The sequence below is a fragment of the Actinomadura sp. ATCC 39365 genome, assembly GCF_054392275.1.
In genome coordinates this window covers 1919086-1933234 of sequence record NZ_CP184335.1, presented here as the reverse complement: position 1 = coordinate 1933234, position 14149 = coordinate 1919086, and the positions used below count along the sequence as shown (strand labels likewise).

Genomic DNA, 14149 nt, shown 5'->3' with positions numbered 1-14149 from the left:
GGCTCTACATCAAGCCCATGCGGGTACGGCGGTGCCGCTCGTGCTCCAGCACGATCGCGGCGGCGTAGCCGTGGGTCAGCCCGTGCTCGTCGGCGAGCCAGTTGGCCCGCTCGTCACACCTCAGGAAGGACGGGCCGTTGTCGATGGCTTGGAACCACTCGGGGAGTTCGCGTCCCGTTATCGTGGGGACCCTTGCGATGAGCTTCGTCTGCGTCTCCGGTGAGTGGTTCAAGGACATGGGCACCTCCGCGGATTAAGGTCCTTTGCTCGACACTGCAACACCGCGCTGCGAATGGCAACCCCCCGGCCAGGCATCATTCTGTGACGGCAGGTAGATTTCCGGTCGCACAAAGAGAGGGCCCCGCCGTCACGGCGAGGCCCCCAGGAGGTGAACGATCAGTCGTCGCCGGTGAAATAGCTGATGAGGCGGAGCACCTCGAGGTAGATCCACACCAGGCTCAGCATGAGGCCGAACGCGCACTGCCAGGCGAACTTCTCCGGCACGCCCTGGCGCACGCCCTGCTCGATCGAGTCGAAGTCGAGGAGCAGGAAGAAGCAGCCGATCAGGATCATGACGATGCTGAAGATGTAGCCGAGCGGGCTGTCGGTGCGCAGGCCGAGCCCGACGCCGTTGAAGATGCCGACGAGCAGGTTGACCAGCACCAGCCCGACCACCGCGATGGCGGCCGCCATGCCGTACTTGACCAGCTTGGGTGTGACGCGGACGACCCGCAGCGAGTAGACGGTCAGCACCGCGCCGAAGGCGAAGGCCGTGCCGAGCACCGCCTGGAAGACGATGCCGCTGATGGCGCCCTCGAAGAGCTGGCTGACCTTGCCGAGGAAGACGCCCTCGAACACCGCGTAGCCCAGGATGAGCGCCGGGTTGGTGCTCTGGGTGAACGAGGCGATCAGGCCGAGGATCAGGGCCACGACGGCGGCGCCGACGGCCACCATCGGGGGGACGTTGAGCACCCACGCCGCGGCGGCGGCCACGACGAGCGCTCCGAGGGTGAGGAAGCCCCGGACGACGACGTCGTCGAGGGTCATCGCCCGGTGGGCGGGCGGGGCCGGGGGTGCGTACGACGGGGCGTCGTACATGTTCCGCAGGGTGTCGGGTGACGGGGCGGGGCCGCCCCAACCCGCGCGCTGTTGACGCGCCCTGCCGAAAACGGGGTTCTTGCTCTCCATCGCTGCCTCCTGTGGCGCCGAGCCTACGGGGCCTGGCGGCACCTAGGTCAACTCACGCTCAGATCGAAGTTCGTCGGGGGGACTTCGGCAGCGAGGACAACGAACGTGACCTCGCACGAGTTCCCGGGGCCGGGGCGGCCGTCCGGGGGGTCGGCGGCCGGGCGGCGAGTAACTGCGTGGCGACCAATTGAAACTGGCTTCTGTTGGGTTTCGTGATGAAAACGGAATCTTCCTGATGCCTCACCACACCGGGTCTTCCCGGCAAACGAGGGGAAGCATTGTGTGACGGGTTGACAGCAGTAGTGAACCACCGGATGCGACAAGACGCTTCACTCGGAGAAAACCCCAGGTCGGGGACACTTAAGAAAGGTGCCCCCGGCGGGATTCGAACCCGCACTACAACCCTTTTAAGGGGTTTGCCTCTGCCATTGGGCTACGGGGGCGCCGCAATCATACGAAACGGACCATGCTTCCGAGGAGCACAACTTCGCATCAGGCGTCACAACTGTGAAGTCTGCGGTGAAGTGATAGCGCCCCTGGCACTCTGTCCAAGAAGAGTAGACCGTCCAGATGGTCCAGTTGGTGCTGAATGCAGCGGGCTTCGAAGGCGTCCGCCTCGATGATGACCGGCTCCCCCGTGCCCGGCAAATGCCCATGTACGGTGATACGCGTCGCCCGGCGTACGTCCGCCGTGAGCCCCGCGATGGACGCGCACCCCTCGCGCCCGCCGTCCCAGTGGGAGGCGCTGGTGAGGCGAGGGTTGACCAGGACGAGCTCCCCGGCCCACGACCGGGCCCGAGGGTGGGCCCAGGCGTTGAAGGCGATCAGCCGCCACCTCAGGCCGATCTGCGGGGCGGCCAGACCCGTCATGGCCGTCTCGCCGCGCAGGGTGGCGAGGAGGTCGGCCGCGGCCCGCACGGTCTCGGGGGCCGCCGGGTCGACCGGCTCGGCCCTGGCCGACAGCGCCGGGTGCGGCGCGCCGAGCACCTGGCGCGGGGTGCCTCTGGCGCCCGTCACAGCAGGTCCGGCTCGACGGGACGGAAGGTGATCTCCGAGTCGAGCCCCGCCCCGACCGCCGCCAGCCGGCGCATGAGGGCGGCGACGTCGACGTCCTTGGGCAGCTCGACGTCGGCGATGAGCACGTAGAGGCGGCCGGTGAGCCGGGTGCTCATGCCGGTGATGTTGCCGCCGTCGGCGGCCAGCACGGCGCTGACGGCCGAGATGATGCCCGGCCGGTCGGGGCCGTGCACGGTGAGGACGTAGCCGAGGCCGCCGCCGTCGTCGCAGAAGTGCCGCCGCGCCTCGATCGCCGAGGCGGAGACCACCAGCTCGGGCGCGGTGAGCCGTTTGGTCAGCTCGGCGGAGTCGAGATCGCCGGAGACCAGCAGCATCATCGCCACGTACCCGCCGAGCAGCGTCATGGTCGAGTCCTGGATGTTCGCACCGCAGTCGGCCAGCGAACCGGTGACGGCGGCGATCACGCCGGGCCGGTCCACGCCGAGCACGGTCACCGCTGAGAGCCCCACCCGTGGTACCCCTTCCGCATTTCGTCCAGGGGTGCCGAAAACGCCCCGGCGATGCTCGCCGGGGCGCTGCCGTACCTGGGCTAGCGGCGGGTCGTCGCCACCGCGGCCCTGAACCCGTCGCGCGGATGCTCCATCTCACCCAGCGAGATGGTCTCTCGCTTGAAGAACAGGGCCAGGGTCCAGTCGACGACGACACGGACCTTGCGGTTCAGCGTCGGCACCCGCGACAGATGGTAGGTGCGGTGCATGAACCACGCAGGGAAACCGCGCAGCTTCACGCCATAGACATTGGCGACGCCCTGGTGCAGGCCCAATCCGGCGACCGATCCGACATACTTGTGGCGGTAATCGACCAGTTGCTCGCCGCGCAGGTGGCGGACGATGTTGTCCGCCAGCACCTTGGCCTGGCGCACGGCGTGCTGGGCGTTGGGGGCGCAGTACTGGCCCGGGTTCGTCACGTCGGGCACTCCGGCCGCGTCGCCGGCGGCGAAGGCGTCGCGGGTGCCGGCGACGGTCAGGGCGGCGGTGGTCCTGATCCGGCCCCGCTCGTCCAGGGGCAGGTCGCTGTCGTTGACGACCGGGCTCGGCTTGACGCCCGCCGTCCACACCAGAGTCTCGGCGTCGAACTCGGTGCCGTCGCTGAGCACGACGTGGCCGCCCTCGCACGACTCCAGCCTGGTGTCCAGCTTGACCTCGATGCCGCGTTCGCGCAGCTGCTCCAGCGTCCACTTGCCCATCTCGGGGCCGACCTCGGGCAGCACCCGGTTCGTGGCCTCGACGAGGACCCAGCGCAGGTCGGCCGGGCTGATGTTGCGGTAGTAGCGGGTGGAGTCCTTGGCCATGTCCTCCAGCTCGGCCAGCGCCTCCACGCCGGCGAAGCCGGCTCCGACCACGACGAACGTGAGCGCCCTGCGCCGCACGTCGGGATCGACGGTCGACTCGGCCACGTCGAGCAGGTGCAGCACGCGGTTGCGCAGCGCGATGGCCTCGCCGACGGTCTTGAACCCGATGCCGATGTCGGTCAGCCCGGGGATCGGCAGCGTACGCGAGATCGACCCGGCGGCCATCACGATCACGTCGTAGGCCACCTGGCGCGGCTCGCCCTCGGCGGGCTGGAAGGTGACGGCGCGCTCGGCGTGGTCGACCTTGGTCACCGTGCCGTTCAGAATGCGCACCTTGGGGAGGATCCGGCGCAGCGGGGCCACCATGTGCCTGGGCGAGAGGTTGCCCGCCGCCGCCTCCGGCAGGAACGGCTGGTAGGTCATGTAGGACTGGGGATCGATGATCGTGATGCGCGCCTCGCCGCCGCGCAGCTCGCGGTGGAGCTTGCGCTGCAGCCTGAGCGCGGTGTACAGGCCGACGTAACCGCCGCCGACGATCAAGATGTGCTTGTTCATCCTGAGGCCCCATCCCTCGTGGAATGCTTGTGAAAGCATTCACAAGCTTACGTCGGGCACTTCCGGAGAGTCCAACCCGGGGATGGTGGGACGCGTCACACCGCCAGTGACCTGGCCCGCAGGAAGACGTCGTCCAGCATCTGGGCGGTGACGCGGCCGGTGAAGGTGTTCTGCTGGCTGGGGTGGTAGCAGCCGACCAGGGTGACGGGGGCGGCGTCGTGCCGGACCTCGACCTCGACGCCGTGGCCGAACCGGGGGCGGGTGCGCGGCAGGTCGTAGCCGGCGTCCTTGAGCGCGGGCCACATGGCCTGCCAGGCGAACCCGCCGAGCGCCACCACCACCCGTACGCTCTCCGCCACCATCGCCACCTCGCGCGCCATCCACGGGAAGCAGGCGGCCTTCTCCTCCGGTGTGGGCTTGTTGGCCGGGGGCGCGCAGCGCACCGACGCCACCACCCTGGTGTCGATGAGCTCCTGGCCGTCGCCGGCGTACGTGCTGGTCTCCTTGGCCGCCAGGCCGCAGCGGTGGAGCGAGGCGAACAGCCAGTCGCCGCTGCGGTCGCCGGTGAAGATGCGGCCCGTCCTGTTGCCCCCGTGGGCGGCCGGCGCCAGGCCGACCAGCAGCACCTTCGGCCGCTCGGCCCCCCACCCGGGGACCGGACGGCCCCAGTACGTCTCGTCCGCGAACGCGCGCCGCCTCACGCGCGCCACCTCCTCGCGCCACTCCACCAGACGCGGGCAGGCGCGGCAGACGGACTGCGCGGCCGTGAGCTCCGCGAGGGTGCCGGTGGTGGAGGCGAGGCGGCGCACGTCCGCGGGGTCGTGGGCCACCGGGGTGTCAGGGGTGGCGGGGTCGCCGGGCCAGCCGGTGCCGGGTGGTACGAAGCTCATGACACCGATGGTGCCCGATCACTTCGTCCTCTCGGGCACGGGCGTGGCGGTGGTGGCGGTCGGCACGGGCGTCGCCGACGGGGCGAGGGGCGCCGTGGAGGCCGTCGGGCAGGCGGCGGGCGTGGCCGTGGGCATGCCGTTGTCGGCCATCATCTCCTGCTGCTGGACCAGCGGCAGCGGGTAGCGGTTGAGCACCGGCTCGCCGCAGGACCGGTCGACCATGTAGCCGTGGTTCTCGGGGCTGACGGTGATCGGGTTGCCGTCCTGGTCGTAGAGGTAGACGTCGGACAGCGGGCTGCCGTCCTTGGCGTACGGCTTGATGTTGTAGACGTCGAGGCCGCCGCCGACCAGCATCACGTCGGCCGGCGCCGCCATCGCGACCTGCTGGTCGTCCCGGTCGGAGAGCGTCGCCATGCCGGCGAGCAGCGCCAGCGCCGCCAGCACGTTGACGCCCGTGGCCAGCAGCGCGGCGAAGCGCCCCCCGCGGGCCCGGCCGAACCACACCGAGACCCACACGGCCACCGCCACGAGCGCCCACTCCGCCAGGTTCCCGGGGACGACGCCGCCGCCCGCCGTGATCGCCGGCAGCAGCATGGCCAGCAGGTAGCCGCGCAGCACCCACCAGCCGGGCCGCAGCTCGGGCAGGAAGGCCACGAAGCTCCGGTACGGCTTGTGCCGCAGCAGCCCGGCATGCGCCCCCGCCGCCCACGCGCGAGGCCGCGGACGGCGACTCCGCCCGCTCTGGGGACGCCCTCCGTAGGCGGCCACCAGCTCCTCCGCGTACGCGGCGGGCGGCCCGAGCCGATCCTCCAGCGGCAGGTCGGACTCGGCCGCGATCTCGGCCAGATGGTCGTCGAGGTCCTCGATCAGCTCCTCGCGGTCCGGGTGACCGGCCAGGGCGTCGCGGACGGCCTGCGCGTACTGTTCCGGCGTAGTCATGCGTGGCCCTCCTTGAGCAGGGAATCCATGGTCGCCGCGAAGGACGCCCACCGCTTGGCGGAGGTGGCGTACAGGGTGCGGCCGACCTCGTTGAGCCCGTAGTACTTGCGGTGGGGGCCCTCGTCGGAGGCCACGACGTAGGAGTTGAGCGCGCCGGCCTTGAACAGGCGGCGCAGCGTGCCGTAGACGGAGGCGTCGCCGACCTCTTCCAGGCCCGCCTCCCTGAGCCTGCGCACGACGTCGTAGCCGTAGCCGTCGCGCTCGGCGAGCACGGCCAGGACGGCCAGGTCGAGCACGCCCTTGAGCAACTGGCTGCTATCCACGCGAAGCAGAGTACTGCGCTATGCACAGTAGTGGCAACAAGAGAACCGGGCGGCTCCCGTGAGGGTGCCGCCCGGTCACATGATCAGCTTAGGCGTCGGCCTTGGCCGGGCAGGTCGCCGAGTAGTTGGCGACGCCCGACGAGGCGGCGTTCGGGCTGACGACGACGAGCTCGATGGTGCCCTTCGTCTCCTTGCTGCCGTGCGTGCCACCGACGCCCCAGGTCACGGAGAGGTCGCCGTTGACCTGACGCTCAAGGACGTTGACGTCCTTGACGCCGTTGACCACCCAGTAGTACTTGACGGTGGTCGGGCCGGTGCTGTGCAGGGTGGCCGAGAAGTCCACGCCGGGACCACGGTTGTCCTTGCACATGTCGTTGCGGGTGCCGGAGACCGACACGGCCGACACGGACGCGGTGGGCTTGGGAGCCTCGCACGCCGCGTATGACTGCGTGATCGAGTCACTGTTGTTCCGGCCGGTGACCGTCAGGGTGATCTTGCCACCCTTGGCGGCCTCGCCGCTCAGCGCCCGCTCGGGGAGCTCGACGGTCTTGGAGCCGCTGCCCGCGAAGAAGCTCTCGCCCTTGGACACGGACTCGCCGTTGACCGCCCAGGTGTACTGGACGCGCGCGGCGCCGGTCACGCTGACCGTGGCGTGCGCGCCGACCTTGCACCCGTTGTTGTTGGTGGCCGTCACCAGGTTGGTGGCCGACACCTTGACAGCGGGAGCGGGGGTCGAGTCCTTGCACCACACCTTGTAGTAGGCGCGGTTGGACAGGGCGTCATCGGGGCCGACGATCTCCAGCTGCGCCCAGCCACGCTGGCTGTGACGCGGGGAGAGGCCGAAGCCGACCTTACGCTTGTTCCAGACCTTGACCTTGCCGTGGTCGACGACGTCGCCGTTCAGGATCCAACGGTAGCGGACCCAGGTCGGGTGGTTGACGCTGATCAGACCGGTGAAGTCGATCTTGTCGCCCGGGGTGCAGACGCCCTCGTAGGACGACGGGTTGGCCCAGGCGCGAGCCGAGACCGACACGTCCTTGTCCGTACGGACGCCACCGAGGTCGACACACGAGACCGAGAAGTAGCCCTTCTTGGACGTGACCTTCTTCGGACCGAGGACCTGGACGGCCTCCCAGCCCTTGACGTCACCCTTGAAGGTCACCGACTCCTTGACGGTGACCGACTTGGTGCCGTGGCCCTTGAGCTTGACAACCTGGACCTTGCCCTTGGACCCGTCACCGTGGAGCCAACGGTAGGCGAGCTCGGTCTTGCCCTTGACCGGGACCTTGATCTTGGCCGAGAAGTTGACCTTGACCGGGCAGGAACCCTGGTAGTCCTGGTCGGCGGCCTTCGGTGCGGTGACCGAGACCTTGGAGGACTTGGCCGCGGTGGCCGTGCTGGCCTTGCCCGCCGCGGCCGAGGTCGCCGCCTGAGCGGGGCTGGCGACCAGGCCCGCTGCCATGGCGGCCAGCACGGCGGCGGAGGCGCCGAACGCCGCCGCCTTACGTGCCAACCCAACAGACATCATGTGAGAGTGCTCCATTCCGTGAGGGAAAAGACGCGCTCGGGAACGGTCGCCACGCCGGCACCTTCCGTGCACAGCAATATGGCAAAGCCCCCGTTTTGCGCCTTTACCTAATCACAATAGTGATTGCACGCTCAACACGGGTCATAGATCGGAAATGTCCGGATTTCGCTATCTCAGTCGGCGAGGGACCAGGCGATTCCGTCCAAGATGTCGTGTTCGCTGACGACGACCTGCGAAAACGCAAAACGACGCACGATCCGGTCAAGAATTAGCGCACCGGCACCAATCACGTCAACACGCCCAGGATGCATCACCGGAACCTGCGCGCGATCACCATGGGTCATCGCAAGCAGCCGCCGCGTCACCTCGTGCACCTCTTCGGCGGTGATCCTGGAGTGGTGGATGCGCTCGGAGTCGTAGGCCGGCAGGTCGAGCGCGATGCCCGCGATCGTGGTCACCGAGCCCGCCAGGCCGACCAGCGTGTGCGCCCGCTCGACGGGCACCGCCTCCTCGACCCGGTCGAGGGCCGCCTCGATGTCGGCGACGACGGCCTCCAGCGCCGGGGCCGGCGGCGGGTCGCCGGCGTCCTTCAGGTGGCGTTCGGTCAGCCGTACGCAGCCGATGTCCACCGACAGCGCGGCCTCGGCGTGCTCGGAGCCGACCACGAACTCCGTGGAACCGCCGCCGATGTCCACCACCAGGTAGGGCGGCAGCGGGCCCTGCGGCACCTCGGTCTCCGGCGAGATGCGCAGCAGGCCCCTGGTCGCCCCCCTGAACGACAGCTCGGCCTCCTCCGCCCCCGTCACGACCTCGGGCGTCACGCCGAAGATCTCACGGACGCCGTCGGCGAACTCCTGCCGGTTGCCCGCGTCGCGGGTGGCGCTCGTGGCCACCACCCTGGTCGCGACCGCGCCGTGCCGGTCGATGAGCTCCCGGTAGGAACGCATCGCCTTGAACGTGCGCTCCAGCGCGTCGGGCGCCAGCATGCCGGTGCGGTCGACCCCCTGCCCCAGGCGGACGATCTCCATCCGCCGCTCGACGTCGTGCAGCGTGTCGTCGCGGACGTCGGCGATGAGCAGGCGCACCGAGTTGGTGCCGCAGTCGATGGCGGCTACACGCATGGTCCGTCACTCCACCAGTCGGGGAGCGCGTCGAGCGCCTCCCTGCCGAACGGGTTGCTCCCCGGCACCGCCAGCTCGTGCGCCACCAGGGCGTGCAGGCACTTCACGCGCAGCGGCATGCCGCCGGTGCTCTGCATGTCGCGGGGCAGCGGCTCCATGCCCTCGTCGTGGGCCGCCTTGTCGCGCCTGGCGACGTAGTCGTCGTGCGCGGCCTGGTAGGCGGCCGCCAGGTCGGGGTCGCTTGCCAGCCTGGCCTGCATCTCGCGCATCAGGCCGGAGCCTTCGAGGGTGCCGATGGCCGAGGCGGCCTTGGGACAGGTCAGGTAGTACAGGGTCGGGAACGGCGACCCGTCGGGCAGCCGCGGCGCGGTCTCCACCACGTCGGGATTGCCGCACGGGCAGCGGTGGGCCACCCCGCGCAGACCTCTGGGCGGCCGGCCGAGCTGCCGCTGGACCGCCTCGACGTCGTCACTTTCCACTGCTGCTCTCCACCGCTCTGCGGCCCGTGCCCTTGTCGGCGGCCTCCACCGACTCCCACAGCGTCTGGTACCACGGCGGCACCTCGACGGGCTGCTTCACGGCCGTCTGCTCCTTGCCCTGCTCGGGCTCCATCACCACATAACACTTCTCGCCGGGGCCGCAGAAGTGCAGCCGCTCCTTGGCGGTGCGCCTGATCCAGTTGGGATCGTCGCTCTGCCGGTCGCGCGCCAGCAGCGTCTGCCGCTCGGCCTCGACCCTGGCCTTCTCCGCCTGCAGCTCGGCGATGCTGCGGCGCAGGCTGATGTACTCGCGCACAGGGTAGGCCAGGCTCATCGCGATCGCGCACACCACGACCGCGAGGATGGCGGCCCGCCCGGTCAGCTGCGGCCTCTTCGCCAATGCTGCACACCCCCTTCGACGTACGGCCCGCGGCCGTCAGACCTTCCCAGGCCGCGGACCGTCAGTCGAAACTAGCGCCGGAACCGCGGAAAAGCCGCGCGACCCGCGTAGCGGGCGGCGTCGTCGAGAAGCTCCTCGATGCGCAGCAACTGGTTGTACTTGGCCACGCGGTCGGACCGCGCCGGGGCGCCGGTCTTGATCTGGCCGCAGTTGACCGCCACCGCCAGGTCGGCGATCGTCGTGTCCTCGGTCTCGCCGGAACGGTGGCTCATCATGCACCGGTAGCCGCTGCGGTGGGCCAGGTCGACGGCGTCGAGGGTCTCCGACAGCGTGCCGATCTGGTTGACCTTGACCAGCAGGGCGTTGGCGGTGCCCTCGTTGATGCCGCGCTCCAGCCGCTCGGGGTTGGTGACGAACAGGTCGTCGCCGACGAGCTGCACCTTGTCGCCGAGGGCCTCGGTGATGGCCTTCCAGCCCTCCCAGTCCTCCTCGTCGAGGGGGTCCTCGATGGAGACCAGCGGGTAGTTGTCGACCAGGTCTTCGTAGAAGGCGATGAGCTCCCGCGCCGAGACGCCCTTGCCGTCGATCGTGTAGACGCCGTCCTTGTGGAACTCGGAGGCGGCCACGTCGAGGGCCAGCGCCACGTCTTCGCCCGGCACGTAGCCGGCCCGCTCGATCGCGACCAGGATCAGGTCGAGGGCGTCGCGGTTGGAGGGCAGGTTGGGGGCGAAGCCGCCCTCGTCGCCCAGGCCCGTCGCGTAGCCCTTCTCCTTCAGCACGCCCTTGAGCGCGTGGTAGACCTCGGTGCCCATGCGCACGGCCTCGCGGAACGTCTCCGCCCCGATCGGCGCGATCATGAACTCCTGGATGTCGACGTTGGTGTCGGCGTGTGCGCCGCCGTTGAGGATGTTCATCATCGGCACGGGCAGCACGTGGGCGTTGGGGCCGCCGACGTAGCGGAACAGGGGCAGGTCGGCGCTGTCGGCCGCGGCCTTGGCGACGGCGAGCGAGACGCCCAGGATGGCGTTGGCGCCCAGCTTGGCCTTGTTGGGCGTGCGGTCGAGGTCGATCATGATCTGGTCGATGATGCGCTGGTCCTCGGCCTCGACCCCGTTGATCTCCTCGAAGATCTCGTCGGTCACGGCGAGCACGGCCTTCTCCACGCCCTTGCCGCCATAGCGCTTGCCGCCGTCACGCAGCTCGACCGCCTCGAACTGGCCGGTGGACGCCCCGCTCGGCACGGCGGCACGGCCGCTGCTGCCGTCGTCGAGCACGACCTCGACCTCGACCGTGGGGTTGCCCCGGGAGTCGAGGATCTCGCGAGCGTAAACGACCTCGATGGTAGCCACGGGTTGCGCTCCTAAATCGAAAGGCAATATGCCATCAGAGCCTATCGGTACCCCGGGCCACCGGTACGGCACGGTCCAGGTGCCGGACGCCGGGCCCGTGCCGGGTCAGCCGGTCGAGGACAGGCTCCAGGCCTGGAGGCGGCCGCCCGTCGCGACGACCAGCAGCCCGTCGCCCGCCGCCAGGCCGCTGACCTTCTTGCCCGGCGCGAGGCCGCCCAGCCGCTCGCCGCGGTCGGCGTTCCACACGGTGACCCCTTCGCCGCCGCCGGCGATCATCCGGCGGCCGCCCGCGGCCGTGACGCCGGCGCCCGCCGCGCCCGTGGTGAAGCCGCGCACGAAGGCGCCGCTGGCCAGGTCGTACACGGCGGTCGAGCGGCCCGTGGTGACGGCCGCGCGGCCGTCGCCGAACGCGGCGACCGAGCGCACCTGGCCCTTGCCCTCGCCGAGCAGCCCACCGGCCGTGCCCACCAGGCCCCGGCCGGTGCCGACGAGGGCCTTGCCGCTGGCCTCGTCCCAGGCCAGGGCGGTGACCGGGCCGGCGGCCGGCCTGGCGCTGGCGACGACGCGGTTGGCGGCCAGGTCGAGCGTCACGACCCGGCCGTCGCGGCAGCCGATCACGACCGCGGGCTGCTTGCGCCACTGGCCGGACGCCAGCCGGGCCTCCGACGGGCACACCTTGCGCCACGTGCCGGGGCGGGCGTCGCCGATGCGCCAGCGCCGCACGGTCCCGTCCGTGCCCGTCCAGACCGCTGTCTGCCGGCCGCCCACCGGGACCAGCAGCAGTGAGCGCACCGGCGTTGGGCCCGCGTTCGCGAGCCGGTCGAGCGGCTCGCCGGTACGCGGGTCCCACACCTCGATCGAGTTGCCCTTCCTCTCGGCGTAGACGACGACGGGCGCGCCCTTGTGATGGCCGATGGCCATCGCCGCCACCTGGGCGCCCGGCTCGGGCCCGAACGCGGGGCCGAGCTCGACGCCGAACGCCTCCGACTGCCCGCCGGAGGACAGGCCGGAGGGCAGGCCGGCGTTCCGCCACAGCGCCCCGGCCACCACCCCCACGGCGACGAGCACGCCGATCCCGGCGGCGGCCCACCCCCGCCGCGCCCCCGGACGCGCACCGGACCGCGAAGCCCGCACCTCACCCCCGCCGTGCCGCGCCCGTCCGCGGGCGCGGCCGCGGACGTGCCCGCGCGATGCCGTACGGCCCAGCGGCCGCGCCAGCACGTCGTCGGCCGACGGCCGCGCCTGCGGCTCCTTGGCCAGGCACGCCGCCAGCACCGCGCGCAGCGGCTCGGGCACCTCACGCAGGTCCGGCTCGGCGTGCAGGATCCGGTTCAGCACGGCCGGGATCGAGTCCCGGCCGAACAGCGGCTCCCCCGTGGCGGCGAACCCGATGGTGGCCGCCCAGCTGAAGACGTCGGAGGCGGCCGTCGCGTCCTCCCCCGCGATCTGCTCCGGCGACATGTACCCCGGCGTGCCGACGACGCTGCTCGCCGTGGTGGAGAAGTCCAGGTCCTTGGCGATGCCGAAGTCGATCACGCGGGGGCCGTCCTGGCCCATCAGCACGTTGCTCGGCTTGAAGTCGCGGTGCACGATGCCCGCGCCGTGGATGGCGATCAGGGCCGTGATCGTGCCGGCCGCCAGCCGTTCCAGCTCGCCGCCGGTCAGCGGGCCGCCGTCGAGGACCAGGTCGTGCAGGGACGGCCCGTCGATGAACTCGCTGACGATGTACGGCCGCCCCTCGGCCAGCCCGCTGCCGTAGATCCGCGCCGTGCGTGAGCCCGCCACCTTGGCGGCGGTCGCGCTCTCCCGCAGGAACCGGCGGGTGGCCCGCTCGTCGCCCAGCAGGCGCGGATGCAGCACCTTGACGGCCGCGTGGCCGCCGCCCGCGTCGCGGCCGAGGAACACCGACCCCTGCCCGCCGTCGCCCAGCCTGCCGAGCAGGCGGTAGCCCGCCACCTCCCGCGGCTCCCCCGAGCGCAGCGGTCTCAGCTCTACCACCAGTCCCCCTCGGCTCGCCGGTTCAAGCCCCCGAGGATCCTGGCATTTGGTGACTTCTTCCGACAACCAGGGCGGTCAGGCGTTGGACTCCCACGCGCGTACGCGGTCGCGGTAGGCACGGGCCGCGGCACGCAGCTCGGCCTCGGGGTCCAGCCCGGCTTCCTGCGCCCGGCGTACGAGGTCGAACAGCTCGCGGGCCACACCCTGGCCGATCGCGGCCGCCAGCGCCTCGGGCGCACCGGCCCGCTCGGCCCTGCGCAGCAGCTGGGCGGCCAGCGCGAGCGCGGGCTGGCCCATGGGGACGCCGTCGAGCACCGACGGCTCGCCGCCCTTGGCCGCCCGCTCGGCCGCCTTGATCGCCTCCCAGTTGTCGTTGACCTCGTCCGCGCTCTCGGCCCGCACCGACCCGAACACGTGCGGGTGCCGCCGGACGAGCTTCTCGACGATCCCCGCGGCGACGTCGTCCATGTCGAACGTCTCGGCCACGCGGGCATGGAAGACCACCTGGAGCAGCAGGTCGCCGAGCTCCTCGCGGAGCGCCGGGTAGTCGCCCTGCTCGATCGTCTCCAGGACCTCGTACGACTCCTCCAGCAGGTACGGCACCAGCGACTCGTGCGTCTGCTTGCGGTCCCACGGGCATTCGGTGCGCAGCCGGTCCATCACCGCGACCAGGTCGAGCACCCGCGAGCCGGGCAGGTCGTACGAACCGGGCACGACCTCGATGAGCGGCGGCTCGTCGAGCGCGATGGCCGCGCGCCCGATCGCGCGCATGAAGTCCTCGTCGTCACCGGCGAGCCAGACCACCCGCTCGCGCACCGCCCGCCTGGACAGCGCGACCGCGTCGGGCACGACGACCTCCGCCTCGATCCCGGCGGCGGCCAGATAGGGAAGCTGCGGGTGGGCGGCGGAGCCGGTCAGCACGGGCCCCGAGCGCAGCGCCTGCCAGGCCTGGTCGCTCAGCAGGCCCGGCGCGACCCTGGGCGAGGTGGTGACGACGATCAGCGGCATCGG

The 14149-nt window shown here is 71.1% G+C and carries 15 protein-coding genes and 1 tRNA gene; all 16 read right to left on the bottom strand.

Translation table 11 applies throughout. From position 1 onward, the window contains the following. Nucleotides 1-4: 4 nt before the first annotated feature. The gene (locus ACNF49_RS09855) at nucleotides 5-238 is read right to left on the bottom strand and encodes a DUF4287 domain-containing protein (protein ID WP_352323556.1); all 234 of its coding nucleotides are present in this window, start codon (nucleotides 236-238) and stop codon (nucleotides 5-7) included. Nucleotides 239-396: 158 nt separating this feature from the next. After that, on the bottom strand, nucleotides 397-1188 hold the full coding sequence (locus ACNF49_RS09850) for a Bax inhibitor-1/YccA family protein (RefSeq protein WP_357974725.1): 792 nt from the start codon (nucleotides 1186-1188) through the stop codon (nucleotides 397-399). Nucleotides 1189-1558: 370 nt separating this feature from the next. Beyond that, a tRNA-Leu gene (locus ACNF49_RS09845) sits at nucleotides 1559-1631 on the bottom strand. Nucleotides 1632-1680: 49 nt separating this feature from the next. Further along, the gene (locus tag ACNF49_RS09840; protein WP_357974728.1) at nucleotides 1681-2205 is read right to left on the bottom strand and encodes a peptide deformylase; all 525 of its coding nucleotides are present in this window, start codon (nucleotides 2203-2205) and stop codon (nucleotides 1681-1683) included. Continuing rightward, nucleotides 2202-2714 (bottom strand): glycine cleavage system transcriptional repressor, encoded by a 513-nt coding sequence (locus ACNF49_RS09835; RefSeq protein ID WP_357974731.1) that lies wholly within the window; start codon nucleotides 2712-2714, stop codon nucleotides 2202-2204. Before ACNF49_RS09835 ends, ACNF49_RS09840 begins: the two co-directional genes overlap by 4 nt. A gap of 80 nt (nucleotides 2715-2794) precedes the next feature. After that, nucleotides 2795-4111, bottom strand: a complete 1317-nt coding sequence (locus ACNF49_RS09830) for an NAD(P)/FAD-dependent oxidoreductase (protein WP_357974734.1) — start codon at nucleotides 4109-4111, stop codon at nucleotides 2795-2797. A 95-nt stretch (nucleotides 4112-4206) separates the two neighbouring features. Then, nucleotides 4207-5001, bottom strand: a complete 795-nt coding sequence (locus ACNF49_RS09825) for a uracil-DNA glycosylase (protein WP_357974736.1) — start codon at nucleotides 4999-5001, stop codon at nucleotides 4207-4209. An 18-nt stretch (nucleotides 5002-5019) separates the two neighbouring features. Beyond that, entirely contained in the window at nucleotides 5020-5940 is a 921-nt protein-coding gene (locus ACNF49_RS09820) for a hypothetical protein (protein WP_482943488.1), read from the bottom strand. Continuing rightward, nucleotides 5937-6263 carry a PadR family transcriptional regulator gene (locus tag ACNF49_RS09815; RefSeq protein ID WP_352323564.1) on the bottom strand — a complete coding sequence of 109 codons (327 nt, stop codon included), beginning with the start codon at nucleotides 6261-6263 and terminating at the stop codon, nucleotides 5937-5939. The genes ACNF49_RS09820 and ACNF49_RS09815 overlap by 4 nt, the downstream gene beginning before the upstream one ends. A gap of 88 nt (nucleotides 6264-6351) precedes the next feature. Then, a complete protein-coding gene (locus ACNF49_RS09810) occupies nucleotides 6352-7776 on the bottom strand; it encodes a hypothetical protein (protein WP_482943487.1) in 1425 nt (474 codons plus the stop codon). A gap of 188 nt (nucleotides 7777-7964) precedes the next feature. Then, complete coding sequence (locus ACNF49_RS09805; protein WP_482943486.1) at nucleotides 7965-8912, bottom strand: Ppx/GppA phosphatase family protein; 948 nt, start codon at nucleotides 8910-8912, stop codon at nucleotides 7965-7967. Then, complete coding sequence (locus ACNF49_RS09800; RefSeq protein ID WP_352323567.1) at nucleotides 8903-9391, bottom strand: DUF501 domain-containing protein; 489 nt, start codon at nucleotides 9389-9391, stop codon at nucleotides 8903-8905. Before ACNF49_RS09800 ends, ACNF49_RS09805 begins: the two co-directional genes overlap by 10 nt. After that, nucleotides 9381-9791 (bottom strand): FtsB family cell division protein, encoded by a 411-nt coding sequence (locus ACNF49_RS09795; protein ID WP_357974748.1) that lies wholly within the window; start codon nucleotides 9789-9791, stop codon nucleotides 9381-9383. The genes ACNF49_RS09800 and ACNF49_RS09795 overlap by 11 nt, the downstream gene beginning before the upstream one ends. 71 nt (nucleotides 9792-9862) lie before the next feature. Beyond that, a complete protein-coding gene (gene eno, locus ACNF49_RS09790) occupies nucleotides 9863-11140 on the bottom strand; it encodes a phosphopyruvate hydratase (protein WP_482943485.1) in 1278 nt (425 codons plus the stop codon). A gap of 105 nt (nucleotides 11141-11245) precedes the next feature. After that, nucleotides 11246-13138 (bottom strand): WD40 repeat domain-containing serine/threonine protein kinase, encoded by a 1893-nt coding sequence (locus ACNF49_RS09785; RefSeq protein ID WP_482943484.1) that lies wholly within the window; start codon nucleotides 13136-13138, stop codon nucleotides 11246-11248. A gap of 75 nt (nucleotides 13139-13213) precedes the next feature. Continuing rightward, the gene (locus tag ACNF49_RS09780; RefSeq protein WP_357974757.1) at nucleotides 13214-14146 is read right to left on the bottom strand and encodes a nucleoside triphosphate pyrophosphohydrolase; all 933 of its coding nucleotides are present in this window, start codon (nucleotides 14144-14146) and stop codon (nucleotides 13214-13216) included. Nucleotides 14147-14149: the final 3 nt, after the last annotated feature.

Excerpts from the sequence above, each read along its gene's own strand:
- ACNF49_RS09855 (WP_352323556.1), bottom strand. The coding sequence starts at position 238 with ATGTCCTTGAACCACTCACCGGAGACGCAGACGAAGCTCATCGCAAGG.
- ACNF49_RS09780 (WP_357974757.1), bottom strand. The coding sequence starts at position 14,146 with ATGCCGCTGATCGTCGTCACCACCTCGCCCAGGGTCGCGCCGGGCCTG.
- ACNF49_RS09820 (WP_482943488.1), bottom strand. The coding sequence starts at position 5,940 with ATGACTACGCCGGAACAGTACGCGCAGGCCGTCCGCGACGCCCTGGCC.
- ACNF49_RS09825 (WP_357974736.1), bottom strand. The coding sequence starts at position 5,001 with ATGAGCTTCGTACCACCCGGCACCGGCTGGCCCGGCGACCCCGCCACC.
- ACNF49_RS09805 (WP_482943486.1), bottom strand. The coding sequence starts at position 8,912 with ATGCGTGTAGCCGCCATCGACTGCGGCACCAACTCGGTGCGCCTGCTC.
- ACNF49_RS09830 (WP_357974734.1), bottom strand. The coding sequence starts at position 4,111 with ATGAACAAGCACATCTTGATCGTCGGCGGCGGTTACGTCGGCCTGTAC.
- ACNF49_RS09850 (WP_357974725.1), bottom strand. The coding sequence starts at position 1,188 with ATGGAGAGCAAGAACCCCGTTTTCGGCAGGGCGCGTCAACAGCGCGCG.